The organism is Escherichia sp. KCJ4928 (genome assembly GCF_004352695.1).
In the GTDB taxonomy this organism is placed as follows: domain Bacteria; phylum Pseudomonadota; class Gammaproteobacteria; order Enterobacterales; family Enterobacteriaceae; genus ECMA0423.
Map to the genome: position 1 here is coordinate 1 of NZ_SJWV01000111.1, position 13,494 is coordinate 13,494.

At 54.8% G+C, this 13,494-nt stretch carries 17 protein-coding genes and 1 pseudogene; 2 read left to right on the top strand and 16 right to left on the bottom strand.

Annotation, left to right across the window (positions count from 1 at the left end; genetic code table 11):
* Positions 1 to 156 (bottom strand): hypothetical protein (locus tag E0D98_RS27945; protein WP_240723739.1); only part of this gene is annotated, 156 nt, incomplete at its 3' end.
* A 319-nt stretch (positions 157 to 475) separates the two neighbouring features.
* Here E0D98_RS27945 and narP point away from each other — a divergent pair.
* Entirely contained in the window at positions 476 to 1,123 is a 648-nt protein-coding gene (narP, locus tag E0D98_RS15590; protein WP_001113637.1) for a nitrate/nitrite response regulator protein NarP, read from the top strand.
* 34 nt (positions 1,124 to 1,157) lie between these two features.
* Here the strand turns inward: narP and ccmH are convergent, their stop codons facing one another.
* Genes ccmH through napF form a run of 15 tightly spaced genes read right to left on the bottom strand, consistent with a single transcriptional unit; the run spans position 1,158 to position 13,297 of the window.
* Positions 1,158 to 2,210: a cytochrome c-type biogenesis thiol:disulfide oxidoreductase CcmH gene (gene ccmH / locus E0D98_RS15595; protein WP_001211587.1), complete on the bottom strand. Its 1,053-nt coding sequence runs from the start codon at positions 2,208 to 2,210 to the stop codon at positions 1,158 to 1,160.
* On the bottom strand, positions 2,207 to 2,764 hold the full coding sequence (gene dsbE / locus E0D98_RS15600) for a thiol:disulfide interchange protein DsbE (protein ID WP_000824439.1): 558 nt from the start codon (positions 2,762 to 2,764) through the stop codon (positions 2,207 to 2,209). Before dsbE ends, ccmH begins: the two co-directional genes overlap by 4 nt.
* Positions 2,761 to 4,704: a cytochrome c-type biogenesis heme lyase CcmF gene (gene ccmF / locus E0D98_RS15605; RefSeq protein WP_000982426.1), complete on the bottom strand. Its 1,944-nt coding sequence runs from the start codon at positions 4,702 to 4,704 to the stop codon at positions 2,761 to 2,763. Before ccmF ends, dsbE begins: the two co-directional genes overlap by 4 nt.
* Entirely contained in the window at positions 4,701 to 5,180 is a 480-nt protein-coding gene (gene ccmE / locus E0D98_RS15610; protein ID WP_001026422.1) for a cytochrome c maturation protein CcmE, read from the bottom strand. Before ccmE ends, ccmF begins: the two co-directional genes overlap by 4 nt.
* Positions 5,177 to 5,386 (bottom strand): heme exporter protein CcmD, encoded by a 210-nt coding sequence (gene ccmD / locus E0D98_RS15615; RefSeq protein ID WP_000186540.1) that lies wholly within the window; start codon positions 5,384 to 5,386, stop codon positions 5,177 to 5,179. The genes ccmE and ccmD overlap by 4 nt, the downstream gene beginning before the upstream one ends.
* The gene (gene ccmC / locus E0D98_RS15620) at positions 5,383 to 6,120 is read right to left on the bottom strand and encodes a heme exporter protein CcmC (protein ID WP_001295447.1); all 738 of its coding nucleotides are present in this window, start codon (positions 6,118 to 6,120) and stop codon (positions 5,383 to 5,385) included. The genes ccmD and ccmC overlap by 4 nt, the downstream gene beginning before the upstream one ends.
* A 41-nt stretch (positions 6,121 to 6,161) precedes the next feature.
* Positions 6,162 to 6,824, bottom strand: a complete 663-nt coding sequence (gene ccmB / locus E0D98_RS15625; protein ID WP_000971730.1) for a heme exporter protein CcmB — start codon at positions 6,822 to 6,824, stop codon at positions 6,162 to 6,164.
* Positions 6,821 to 7,444 (bottom strand): cytochrome c biogenesis heme-transporting ATPase CcmA, encoded by a 624-nt coding sequence (gene ccmA / locus E0D98_RS15630; protein WP_000525576.1) that lies wholly within the window; start codon positions 7,442 to 7,444, stop codon positions 6,821 to 6,823. Before ccmA ends, ccmB begins: the two co-directional genes overlap by 4 nt.
* A gap of 12 nt (positions 7,445 to 7,456) precedes the next feature.
* Positions 7,457 to 8,059, bottom strand: coding sequence for a cytochrome c-type protein NapC (napC, locus tag E0D98_RS15635; protein WP_000528376.1), 603 nt, complete (start codon positions 8,057 to 8,059; stop codon positions 7,457 to 7,459).
* Positions 8,060 to 8,068: 9 nt separating this feature from the next.
* Positions 8,069 to 8,518 (bottom strand): nitrate reductase cytochrome c-type subunit, encoded by a 450-nt coding sequence (gene napB, locus E0D98_RS15640; protein WP_000835177.1) that lies wholly within the window; start codon positions 8,516 to 8,518, stop codon positions 8,069 to 8,071.
* Positions 8,515 to 9,378, bottom strand: coding sequence for a quinol dehydrogenase ferredoxin subunit NapH (gene napH, locus E0D98_RS15645; RefSeq protein ID WP_000013506.1), 864 nt, complete (start codon positions 9,376 to 9,378; stop codon positions 8,515 to 8,517). The genes napB and napH overlap by 4 nt, the downstream gene beginning before the upstream one ends.
* Complete coding sequence (gene napG, locus E0D98_RS15650) at positions 9,365 to 10,060, bottom strand: ferredoxin-type protein NapG (protein ID WP_000091291.1); 696 nt, start codon at positions 10,058 to 10,060, stop codon at positions 9,365 to 9,367. The genes napH and napG overlap by 14 nt, the downstream gene beginning before the upstream one ends.
* A 6-nt stretch (positions 10,061 to 10,066) precedes the next feature.
* Positions 10,067 to 12,553, bottom strand: a complete 2,487-nt coding sequence (gene napA / locus E0D98_RS15655) for a periplasmic nitrate reductase subunit alpha (protein WP_000778067.1) — start codon at positions 12,551 to 12,553, stop codon at positions 10,067 to 10,069.
* Complete coding sequence (gene napD / locus E0D98_RS15660; RefSeq protein WP_000557378.1) at positions 12,550 to 12,813, bottom strand: chaperone NapD; 264 nt, start codon at positions 12,811 to 12,813, stop codon at positions 12,550 to 12,552. Before napD ends, napA begins: the two co-directional genes overlap by 4 nt.
* Complete coding sequence (gene napF / locus E0D98_RS15665; RefSeq protein ID WP_000686735.1) at positions 12,803 to 13,297, bottom strand: ferredoxin-type protein NapF; 495 nt, start codon at positions 13,295 to 13,297, stop codon at positions 12,803 to 12,805. The genes napD and napF overlap by 11 nt, the downstream gene beginning before the upstream one ends.
* A gap of 108 nt (positions 13,298 to 13,405) precedes the next feature.
* Here napF and yojO point away from each other — a divergent pair.
* A pseudogene (gene yojO / locus E0D98_RS28455) lies at positions 13,406 to 13,494 on the top strand (protein YojO); the annotation flags it as partial.

Here is a 13,494-nt window from a genome sequence, read left to right on the forward strand (position 1 = left end):
CCCATAAACCAGCTGGATATCTTTTTCCAGGACAACACCATCAACTGTCTCACCATACTCAACTGTTGATGCCAATGCTATGGGTGAATATAACGCTGTAGCCACCAGAACAGATATTGCGGAACGACAAAGAGAAACAGAACCAGATTGATGCATTGAGCTTTCATCCTATGAAATTAATTGCTGTTAAAAGCATTGGGTACGGAAAATACCCATAGCTCCATACCCGGAGTCAGTTTTTAAAAACTGTTTAAAGAAATGCACAAGTATTGTGATTGATTTTTTAGTTGTTTTTCTTGATGAGAAGCTGATGCAAAATTCCGTCTTTATAATGAAAATGATGCCAAAGCGAACGACAAGGTTGTAGTTTTCACTACATGTCCATACATAAAATGGGGTAACATTCACGCGCCTGGTAGCGTTACCAACGCTACGCTCAAACATAATGATTCTAATAAAACCTCAGGAGACTACTATGCCTGAAGCAACGCCTTTTCAGGTGATGATTGTGGATGATCATCCACTTATGCGACGCGGTGTTCGTCAGTTACTGGAGCTTGATCCTGGCTTTGAAGTGGTCGCCGAAGCGGGCGACGGCGCGAGCGCGATCGATCTGGCGAATAGACTGGATATCGACGTGATCTTGCTGGATCTCAATATGAAAGGTATGAGTGGCCTGGATACCCTCAATGCCTTGCGCAGGGATGGCGTTACCGCGCAAATTATTATCCTGACCGTATCAGATGCCTCCAGCGATGTCTTTGCACTGATAGACGCAGGCGCAGACGGTTATCTGTTGAAAGACAGCGACCCGGAAGTATTGCTGGAAGCAATTCGTGCTGGAGCGAAAGGCAGCAAAGTCTTTAGCGAACGCGTCAATCAGTACTTACGTGAACGTGAAATGTTTGGCGCGGAAGAAGATCCCTTCAGCGTGCTGACGGAGCGCGAGCTGGATGTTCTGCACGAGCTGGCACAGGGGCTGTCAAATAAACAGATTGCCTCGGTGTTGAATATTTCAGAGCAGACAGTAAAAGTACATATTCGCAATCTGCTGCGCAAACTCAATGTCCGCTCACGCGTGGCAGCCACCATTCTGTTCCTGCAACAACGCGGGGCACAATAAAAATAGCCCGATGGCATCACCATCGGGCCTCTTTTTATTTACTCTCCTGCGGCGACAAATGTTGCATCGCCTGCGCGATACTACGTTCAATCACCGCACGGCGAGTATCGTTGGCAGGTAAGAGTTTCAACATCATCTCCCACGCGGCAACGGCTTCGCCAAATCGCTGCTGCTCAAAGGCATTAAACGCATACATGCTTAACACACGGATATTGCTGTGGTCGCTTCTCACCAACTGGCGCAGCAGTTCACCACCGAGGCGGTTGTCGTTGGGATCAGATGAACGTGTCAACGCTTCAGCATAACCCAGTGCGGCATCGCTGTTTTTCGGATCGAGGCGATACGCAGTAGCGTATGCATCGGTGGCGATACTAGCGTTACCCAGCGCCATGCCAACGCGGCCCAACATAATCCAGCCTTCTATATCTCCCGGATTTTTTTGCAGTTGAGTACGCATCCCCAGCGCAAGACGCGACATCTCTTCTTCGTTGAGCGGATCGGCTTTCGGATCCAGCGCCCTGTCCAGCAACGCCGGAGCCTGTGCCGTGGCCTGCTGCCAGATTTTCACCTGCTGATAATTTCCGGTCTGGTAGTAGCTGACGCCAGCCACAATTAACGCCACCACAATGCCCGGCAAATAAACAATATATCCGGCACGCTTACCTTCCTGCACGCTTTGTTCAGGAAACGCTTCCGGCACTACGCGTACCCGACGCCGCGAGCGGGCGTATATGACCCAACCGCCAATGCCAATAGCCACTACCGGAAGCACCCACAGCAGCACGGTCAGCGGCGTTAACGGCGGATCGTAAGTGACGAAGTTGCCGTAACGCGCCACCATATAATCGACAATCTCTTTTTTACTTTTACCTTCCTGCATCAGTTCATACACTTTCTGACGCAGGTCGGTGGCAATCATCGAGTTGGAATCGGCAATGCTGTTGTTCTGGCATTTCGGGCAGCGCAGTTCTTCAGTGAGCTGACGGAACTGTTGTTCCTGTGCTTCATCTTTAAACTGCAACACGTCGATGGTCGCCAGTGCTGAGCCGGAGATCATCAGCATCAGCACGCCCAATAAAAACCTCATTGTGCGGCCTCCTTACTGTATTTCTCCCACAGCGGCTTGATCTCTTCTTCCCAGACGCGAGGATTGAGATCGCCCGCATGGCGATAGCGAATGATACCGTTGCCGTCAATAAGGAAGGTTTCTGGCGCGCCATAGACACCGAGATCCAGCCCTAACATGCCGTCGCCATCAAACAGGCTTAGCGCGTAAGGATTGCCCAGCTCTTTCAGCCAGCTGATTGCCTTCTGGCGATCGTCTTTATAGTTCATGCCGACCACGCGAATGCCCTGCGCTGAAAGCTGATTCAGATATTGATGTTCCGCACGGCAGGTCGGACACCAGGTCGCCCAGACGTTAAGCAGCACTGGTTTGCCCTGAGTCAGCACATCCGCCTGATAAAACTGCCCCGGATTGTCCAGTGATTCGAGACGAAACTTCGGCACAGGCTTGCCAATGAGCGCCGATTCCAGATTGGTCGGATCATCCCCTTCGGCATTACGCGCCAGCTGCCACAGCAGCGCCGCGGCAATCGCCAGGAAGATAATCAACGGAATTAACAATACTTTGCGCTTCATACGGCCTCCGGCGCAGTTTTTTGCGGACTCACGCGCTTACGATAGCGAGGATCAAACAGACACAGTAGTCCGCCCAACGCCATCATCAGCCCGCCCGCCCAAATCCAGCGAACAAATGGTTTGTAGTAAAGACGCACGGCCCACGCGCCGTTTTCCAGCTCTTCACCGAGCGCGGCGTACAGGTCACGCGTGATGCCGCCGTCAATTGCCGCTTCGGTCATCATCGACCCGGCAGTGTTGTAATAACGTTTTTCCGCATACAGCACCGTTTCCGGCTTGCCATCGCGCGTTACGCCGATAGTCGCCACACCGCCACGCCAGTTCGGGCCAGTCACCTCTTTGACATCACGGAAGGTGAAGCGATATTCATGAATATCGACGCTATCGCCGGACTTCATGCGCACATCACGCTCAACGCTATAGTTCTGGCTAAAAGCAATGCCAACAATTGTCACTGCCAGCCCCAGGTGAGCCGCCACCATTCCCCAATAACTGAAGGTGGTTTTCGTGCCACGTGAAATACGCAGCGCAGCTTCCGCAATTGCCAGCACAGCAATCCAGCAGGCCATTGCCAGGCCGAGCACCGTCATCGCCACAACTTTGCTTTCGAACAGCCACGGCAGCAGCAGCGACAGCACCAGCGTTGAGATGAAGGCGATAATCAATAAATTGCGGATTTTACGTGGGCGATCGCGCCCCCAGCGCACCAGAGGACCGACACCAAGCAGCAGCGCAAACGGCACCATCAGCCAGGTAAACATGGTGTTGAAGAACGGTTCGCCAATCGAAATACTGCCCAGTCCCAGTTGCTTGTGCACCAGCGGCAGCAGCGTCCCCAGTAATACCACCAGCATCGCGGCGACCAGCAAAACGTTGTTCGCTAACAGCAGAGATTCCCGCGACCACAGCGCATTGTTTACGCGTGAGCGAACTTTGTGTCCACGCGCGGCAAACAGCAGCAGCGAACCACCAATCACCAGTACCATAAAGGCGAGGATAAACATACCGCGTGCCGGATCAGAGGCAAACGCGTGTACCGATACCAGCACGCCGGAACGCACCAGGAAAGTCCCCAGCAGACACAACGAGAAGGCACTGATTGCCAGCAGTAATGTCCACGCTTTGAAGCTGGCGCGTTGTTCAGTGACCGCCAGTGAGTGCATCAGCGCAGTCCCCACCAGCCACGGCATAAACGAGGCGTTTTCTACCGGATCCCAGAACCACCAGCCGCCCCAGCCGAGTTCGTAATAGGCCCATGCGGAACCGAGCACAATGCCGAGCGTCAAGAAGATCCACGCCGCCAGCGTCCACGGACGAGTAAAACGCGCATAAGTGCTGTCCAGACGCCCGCACAACAAAGAAGCAATGGCAAAAGCAAACGCCACCGAGAAACCCACGTACCCCATATAAAGCAGAGGCGGATGGAAGATCAGCCCCGGATCCTGTAACAGCGGGTTAAGATCGCGCCCTTCAATCGGGAAGTTCGGCAGCGTGCGTGAGAATGGGTTAGAGGTAAAGAGAATGAACAGCAAAAAGCCGACGCTGACCATCCCCATTATCGCCAGTACGCGGGCCACAATATCCAGCGGAATACGCTGACTAAAAATCGCCACCGCAAAGGTCCAGCCGCTCATCAGCAGCACCCACAGCAGGAGCGAGCCTTCATGCGCGCCCCAGGTAGCCGCCACGCGATACCACACCGGAAGCTGGGTATTGGAGTTGCTGGCAACATAGGTGACGGTAAAGTCGTTGACCACGAAAGCATTGACCAGCACCAGAAATGCGCCAGCCACAGACATAAACAGCAGCCAGGCAAACAAGCGGGAAGACGCCATCATGCGCGCATCTCCGCGCGCCACGCCCCATAGCGGATACACGGACAGCAGCAGCGCAATCCCTAACGCCAGGCACAGCAGCCCGTTTCCAATTTCCGGCATCATGATGCTGGGTCCTTATAAACACTCGCCGGGCGACGGTGGTTAGCTTCCATCGCTTTCTCAACTTCTGGCGGCGTGTAGTTTTCGTCGTGTTTCGCCAGCACTTCTTTCGCGAGGATATGATTGCCTTTTTCCAGCTCGCCCTGCACCACAACGCCCTGCCCTTCACGGAACAGATCCGGCAAAATGCCTTGGTAAGAGACATCCACTGAGCCTTCAGCATCGTAAATAGTGAAGGTCACTTTCAGCGAATTGGGATCGCGCTGCACACTACCCGGCATCACCATCCCGCCAACGCGCAGACGCTGCCCGACTTCCGGCATTTGCTGAGTTTCACGCTTGCCGTAGAGAATTTCCCCCGGCGTATAAAAGAGATCGATATTCGAGCGCAGCGCATATAGCACCAGACCGATAGTCAGCGCCAGCCCTGCCAACACGGCACAGGCAATCCACAAGCGGTTTTTACGGCGAATATTCATGCAGCCTCCTGCTGTTGCGCAGCACGTAAACGCGCCTCACGCGCCCGCTGTTGCGCCACACCACGCAGAATTGCGCGATGCTGCATCACCGAGTGCACGACCAAAACCACCAGCGGAATAACGGTCATCACCACCGCCAGCCAGACAAAAAAGGCGTAACCGCCCATTGCGAAAAATTCATTCCAGGAAGCAAATGCAGGGGTCATTTACGGCCTCTTTTCAGTATCAGTTCACTCACCCACGGACGGCGTTTTTCCATCAGCAAAATCAAATTACGCATCCGCATCAGCGTCAGCGTGGCAGACAGCAGCAGGAAGCCAAAAATCGACCAGCGCAGCGGCGAACGCATCGCCGGATCGATACTTTGCTGCATCCGCGTTGATCCCTGATGCAGGGTGTTCCACCACTCCACGGAGTAATGAATAATCGGCAGATTCACCACGCCAATCAGCACCAGGATACCTGCCGCACGGCCCGCCAGACGGCGGTCGTCGAAGGCGTGCCACAGGGCAATCACACCCACATACAAAAACAGCAGCACCAGTTCAGAAGTCAGACGTGCATCCCATACCCACCAGGTGCCCCACATCGGTTTTCCCCATGCAGAGCCGGTAACCAGGGCAATAAAGGTAAACACGGCACCAATGGGGGCCATCGCCGCCACCGCCAGGTTGGCCATTTTCATCTGCCAGACAAGGCCAATAAAAGCCGCCACCGCCATTGATGCATAAATGCCCATCGACCAGATCGCCGCAGGCACATGCAGGTAGATAATGCGGTAGCTATTTCCCTGCTGATAATCAGCCGGAGCAAAGCCGAATCCCCAGATCCAGCCGACGGTAAGCACGACCACACTGGCAATTGCCAGCCACGGTATAAACCAGCCACAGATTTGATACAGCCGTGGTGGGATCGCCAGTTGATGCAGTGTTTTCCACATAGTTTCGATACCAGACTCGAACAAAAATCAGTAATCCAGCGTTATTGAATGCTGATTCGTAACGCTGCCGCCGTCGCAAAAGGACTTAATGTCGCGGTGCCTGCCAGCAACGCGCCTAAAATTGCCAGATACCCGTCAACGGGCAAATGCATGGAAGCCGCGTCCATCGCGGCGGTGGCAAAGATGAGTAATGGGATAGTCAGCGGTAACACCAGTATGCTGAGCAGCACACCACCGCGCTTAAGTCCCACAGTCAACGCCACACCCGGTGCACCGAGAAAGCCAAGCGTAGGCGTTCCCAGCAGCAGCGTCAGCGCCATCACTTGCCAGCCATAAACATCCATTCCCAGTAGCATTGCTACCAGTGGCGAAAGGATGAGTAACGGCAGACCGGTTACCATCCAGTGCGCCATCACCTTCGCCAGCACAACGGCGGGCAAGGGTAACGGCAACAACATCAATTGTTCAAGACTGCCGTCCTGCAAATCGTCACGGAACAGTCGTTCCAGCGCCAGCAAGGATGAAAGCAGCGCAGCAACCCAGATAATGCCCGGTGCAATACGCGCCAGCAGTTGCGGCTCCGGACCGATACTGAGCGGAAAAAGGGTAATTACAATCAGGAAGAACCACAGCGGGTTGGCGATTTCGGCGCTATGGCGAAACGCTACGCGCAGCTCAAGACGGAAAATGCGCCAGAACATCATGCGGCCCCCGTTTGCGTCAGTGAAATGCGGCGAATTTTACTTTCAGCAACGTTGAGCGGCTGGTGGGTAGTCAGAATCACAATCCCCCCCTGCTCCGTATGCTGCGCCATACGCTGGGTCAGACGATCGACGCCGTTAACGTCAATCGCGGTAAAAGGCTCGTCGAGGATCCATAACGTGGCACGGGTCAGCCACAGACGCGCTAAAGCGACGCGGCGTTGTTGCCCGGCAGAAAGTTGATTTACCGGAATATCTTCGAATCCGGCAAGCCCGGCCTGCGCCAGGGCTTCCAGACATTGTGCGGCATCGCCATCGCGATGATAAAAGTGCAGATTTTCTAACGCCGTCAGCCGGGTTTTGATCCCCGGCTGATGGCCTATCCATAACAGGTTTTGATGGTAGCTGTCGCGTACCTGATGCAAGGGCTGCCCTTGCCAGAGAACCTCGCCAGCGTCAGGGCGAGACAACCCAGTCAGCAAACGGAGAAGCGTTGTCTTCCCCGCGCCGTTGCTACCGGTGATTTGTACCCACTCTCCTGCGTTCAGCGTAAATGACAAGCCACTAAATAAGGTTCGTTCATCCCGCTCACAAAGTAACTCTCTGGCTTCAAGCATACCCACGCAATAACCCTGTTAAAAACCTGGCTCGACTTCACGCATATCGGGCAGCTTGTGCGCTATCCCTTTATGGCAATCAATACAGGTTTGCCCATCTTTCACCGCCTGGTCATGCATCTTCGCGGCAACCGATTTCTGGGCGGTTGTATCCATATACTCGAAGTTGTGACAGTTACGGCACTCCTGCGAGTTATTGTCCTTCATGCGCCGCCACTCATTCTGTGCCATCGTCAGACGATGAGCTTCAAATTTCTGCGGCGTGTCAATAACGCCAAAAATTTTACCATACAGCTCTTTACTTGCTTTGAGCTTGCGTATCATCTTCGGCACAAACTCGTGCGGAACGTGACAATCCGGACAGGTCGCACGGACGCCGCTACGGTTGTTGTAGTGCACGGAATCCATGTATTCCTGATACACCGTGTTGCGCATTTCGTGGCAGCTAATGCAGAACTCTTCGGTATTGGCTTTTTCCATCCCGGTGTTAAAGCCACCCCAGAAGACGATGCCGCCAACAAAACCGATCAACAGCAGCGTCCCCAGCGCCAGACGGCTGGGGGTACGCCACCATTTCCACAGGCGCTTAATCAGACCAGGCTTACGGTCAGAATTTCCCATAATAACCTCTTATTTCCCGTAACCTTTTGATGGGGTAAAGGTATTCCCCACGATTGGCGCGGTATCGGCCTGCGGTACGTGACATTGCAGACAGAAATAACGACGCGGAGCCACTTCCGCGCCCACTTTGCCGTCGCTGTCCATAAAGTGAGTAGGACTGATACGCGGCGCGCCAGTGGTGCGATAACTTTCGACACCGTGGCACTGCAAGCAGCGGTTGGTATTGGTCGTTACCTGATAACCTTCAACGCTATGCGGGATCATTGGCGGCTGATTCACATAGTTCAGCGGCATCCGTTCCTGCTCTTTTGGCATCCGAATGGCCCCTTCCTGTGTCCCGGATACTTCCGGCGACTGGCTAAAATCGACGCCATTAGCCGCCCAAACCGCGCCGCTTACCACCAGGGCCAGCATCGCCGTCCATTGACACAGCGCTTTCTTCAGGTCATGGCTTTTCATGATTTCGCTCCCGAACTCCATCGTGTAGTTATTGTAAATACATCCTCAGAACAGACATCCACGCAGCGACCGCACGTCATGCAATCGCGGCTGGTGACCTGCACCGGGCTTTGTTCATCCAGCACCGGGGCACGTAGCACATGCGGTTCCGGGCAAACATGAAAACAATCCATACAGCGGTTACATTTCTGCCGATCGGTGGCCGCAACGGTAATCACACCTTTGCTACCCAGCACGCCATACAGCGCGCCAACCGGACAAATGTGCCCGCACCAGCCGTGTTCAACGACCAGTAGATCAAATAAAAACAGCGCGAGAATAAGCAGCGCGCCGCTGCCGAAGCCCATTACCAGGCTGCGCCCCATCAGAGATACGGGGTTGATCCATTCCCAGATGAGCGTGCCAGTTAAGGCCGATCCCAGCAGAATGACCACCAACAGCACGTAGCGAATGTGGCGAGGGATCGTCGCAGACTGATTGAGGTCAAAGCGCCTGCGTAACCAGTTCGCTAAGTCGGTAATCGGGTTCAGCGGGCAGACCCAGCTGCAAAATAATCGCTTTCCCGCCAGGGCGTAGAGCACGGTGATAATCACCGCACCGGTCAACGCCACCGTGGCAGGCAGATGACCACTGGCAAGACTTTGCAGCGTCATCAGCGGATCGGTCAGCGGAACGGTGTCGAATAACAGGCTACTGCTGTAGTTACCGTGTAAGATCCACACACCAAACCACGGACCGCTCAAAAACATCCCCAGCACGAAGAACTGACAAAGGCGACGTAACACCAGCCAACGGTGACTGCGCCACCAGCCTTTTTTCTCCAGCGCCTCGCGCCCGGCGTCACGTTTACGATTTGCCATTGTTCCCCTCCAGCCAACCGAAGCGGTAATGGTGACCTAACTCCCCTTTCGCCAGTGACAGCGGTAACACCTTGATTGCCGGTTGTTCCAGCACGCATACTTTTTCGCACTTACCGCAACCGGTACAGGCGTCGCTGTGAACCGTCGGCAGAAAGCGGGCGTGCTTACCGGTACGCGTGTTGCGCTCCAGCTCCAGGGTGATGGCCTCATCAATTTTCGGGCATTCGCGATAACAAACATCGCAGCGCAGCCCCTGAAAGTTGAGACAGTTTTCCTGGTCCACCAGTACCGCCAGCCCCATCCGCGCGTCGTCGATCGATTCAATCTCACGATCCAGCGCACCGCTTGGGCACACTTTGGCGCACGGAATGTCCTCACACATTTCGCAAGGAATATCCCGTGCGACAAAATATGGCGTGCCCGCCGACAGACCAGAGGCCAGCGTCGCCAGTTTTAAGGTGTCGTAAGGGCAAGCCTGAACACACTGACCGCAACGCACACAGGCACTGGCAAAGGCGTTCTCGTTTATGGCTCCGGGCGGGCGCAACCGCACGCCAGATGCGCGTGCGGTTTGCTGTTGTAACCCCAGCGCCACACCCACGGCAGCCAGCCCGCCTGCTGTGCGAACGACATCGCGCAGAAAGCGGCGGCGACCATTTTGAGGTTTCGCTGACCGGGACATAATGGCTTACACCTTCTCCAGTTTGACTGCGCACTTCTTGAAGTCCGTCTCTTTCGAGAGCGGATCGGTCGCATCCAGCGTCAGTTTGTTAACCAGCTGTGCGGCGTCGAAGAACGGCATGTACACCAGGCCCTGTGGCGGACGGTTACGACCGCGCGTTTCAACAATCGAGATCACTTCGCCACGGCGAGAAACCACTTTCACTTTGTCGCCACGGCGCAGATCGCGCGCTTTCGCATCCAGCGGGTGAATAAACAAGACCGCTTCCGGGAAGGCGCGGTGCAGTTCCGGCACACGGCGAGTCATACTGCCGGTGTGCCAGTGCTCCAGAACGCGTCCGGTAGAGAGCCACAGGTCGTACTCTTCATCCGGTGCTTCCGCCGCCGGTTCGAACGGCAGTGCGAAGATCACCGCTTTGCCATCCGGTTTACCGTAGAACTTATAGCCTTCGCCCGCTTTCACGTACGGGTCGTTACCTTCGCTGTAACGCCACTGTGTTTCTTTACCGTTCACCACCGGCCAGCGCAGACCGCGCGCTTTGTGGTAGTCATCGAACGGCGCGAGATCGTGACCGTGACCGCGACCAAACCATGCGTACTCTTCGAACAGCCCTTTTTGCAGATAGAAGCCCAGCTCGCGGGATTCATCGTTCAGCTGATCTTCCGCCAGTTCGGATACCGGGAATTTGCTCACTTCGGGGGTGGCATACAGAACTTCGTACAGCGTTTTGCCACGCAGTTCCGGTTTCTTCGCCAGCAGCTCTTCCGGCCATACTTCTTCAGTTTTGAAGCGGCGGGAGAACTGGACTAACTGCCAGAGATCCGATTTCGCTTCGCCTGGCGCCTGTACCTGCTGACGCCAGAACTGAGTACGGCGTTCGGCGTTACCGTAAGCCCCCTCTTTCTCTACCCACATTGCGGTCGGCAGGATCAAGTCGGCTGCCAGCGCACTGACTGTCGGATACGGATCGGAGACGATGATGAAGTTGCGCGGATCGCGCCAGCCCGGCATACGCTCTTCATTAATGTTCGGCCCGGCCTGCATGTTGTTGGTACACATGGTCCAGTAAACATTCAGCTTGCCGTCTTTCAGTGCACGGTCTTGTGCCACCGCGTGCAGACCGATTTTCGCCGGAATGGTGCCGCTCGGGATATTCCACTTCTTCTCGCAAATATCACGGTGTTTCTCGTTAGTCACCACCATGTCCGCAGGCAGACGGTGAGCAAAGGTGCCCACTTCACGCGCAGTACCACACGCGGAAGGCTGCCCGGTCAGGGAGAACGGACCGCAACCCGGCTGGGAAATTTTGCCGGTCAGCAGGTGCAGGTTGTAGACCAGGTTGTTGGCCCACACACCACGGGTATGCTGGTTGAAGCCCATCGTCCAGTAGGAGATGACTTTCTTGTTCGGATCGGCATACAGCTGCGCCAGTTGTTCTAACTGGTCTTTCGGCACGCCGGTCATTTCAGCGGTTTTTTCCAGCGTATACTCAGCAACGAAGGCTTTGTAATCTTCAAAGCTCATCGGTTCGGAGGCGTCAGAACCCGGATTCTTCGCTGCTTTTTCCAGCGGATGGGTCGGACGTAAACCGTAGCCGATGTCCGTCGCCCCTTTGCGCAGGTTAACGTGCTTGCTGAAGAAGTCCTGATTTATCGCATTGTTTTGAATGATATAGTTGGCGATGTAGTTCAGGATCACCAGGTCAGATTGCGGCGTAAAGATGATGCCGTTATCCGCCAGCTCGAAGCTACGATGCTGGTAGGTAGAAAGCACCGCCACGGTGACGTTCTGGTTAGAGAGACGACGGTTAGTGATGCGTGACCAGAGGATCGGGTGCATCTCCGCCATGTTAGCGCCCCACAGCACAAACGCGTCAGCCTGCTCGATGTCGTCATAGCAGCCCATCGGCTCATCCATACCAAAGGTACGCATAAAGCCAACTACTGCCGACGCCATACAGTGACGTGCGTTCGGGTCGATGTTGTTCGAACGGAAGCCCGCTTTGAACAGCTTGGACGCGGCATAACCTTCCCAGATAGTCCACTGACCAGAACCGAACATACCGATCGATTCCGGTCCTTTTTCTTTCAGGGCGGTTTTGAATTTCTCTTCCATCACATCGAAGGCCTGATCCCAGGTGATTGGGGTAAATTCGCCTTCTTTGTCATATTTACCGTTTTTCATACGCAACAGCGGCTGCGTCAAACGGTCTTTACCGTACATGATCTTGGGCAGGAAATAGCCCTTAATGCAGTTCAGGCCACGGTTAACCGGTGCGTCCGGGTCGCCCTGACAGGCCACCACACGCCCCTGCTGCGTTCCGACCAGAACGCCGCAACCAGTACCGCAGAAACGGCACGGCGCTTTATCCCATTTGATGGCTTCCTGCTGACCAACAACGGCGCGGGCAACGCCCGGCACGCTGAGACCGGCAGCCGCCGCAGCGGCCGCAACGGCGTTAGCTTTCATAAAGCTACGACGACTGAGTTTCATGGTGTTTCCTCACCTTGCTCTTCCTGCTGGTGATAAACCAGCGACACCGCCAGCACGCCCTCTACGTTGCGTACTGACTCAATGGTTTGGATCAGCGTTTCGCTGTCTTCTGCTTCCACCACCACAATCAACTGACCGCTCGGCGCGTCGCTGACAGCAACTTCACAGCCGGGAAAGGCGTTCAGTTGGGTGCTGATGTCTGAAATTCGTTCGCTTTTGGCCTGCACGACCAGGCTGCAAACTTGCCAGTTAGTGTGCATGGAGATACTCCGCAGTTATGGCTGATACCGGACAGCTGGCTGCACATGCTCCACATCCGTTGCAAAGTTGGCTATTAAGTTGCGGCTGGTAGATCCCGGAGAGCGTCGGGCGAAAGATAATTGCCATTGGCTCACAGCTATCCTGACAGCGGCGGCATTCAACAGACTGATACGCCAGGCACGCGTCCCCAATGGTGAACTGCAAATCCCAAGCCCTGGTGTGGCGCGGAGAAAATAGCGATTCGGGGCAAGCCTGCGCGCAGTCGTAACAGAAGCTGCACTCGTTATTTTTGAAATTAACGCTCGGATAGCCGCCCGCGCCGCGTTGCAGAATGTTGTTTTCACAAGCATTAATACAGGCGTCGCAGCGGGTGCAATGGGTCAGAAAATGAGATTCATCACCGGACCAGGGCGGACGGATACCGTTACTGGCTTTGCGCCAGCGACCAGTGAGTATGCCCCGACGGGATGCATCAATCTTCACATTGACCTTCCATCATTAACGCGCTCTGAAAATTGAGAGCGACCAAATAAACCGCATAATTAATAAGCCATTTTTATAGCCGCTAAGATATTAAAGGATGTGTCAAAGATGCATACCCCGATCGGGGTAAAACCTGTAGCAGGATCAAAAGAGTGGCGGGAAGCGTGGCAAAAACGGGCTTTTGCTCACATTTCAAA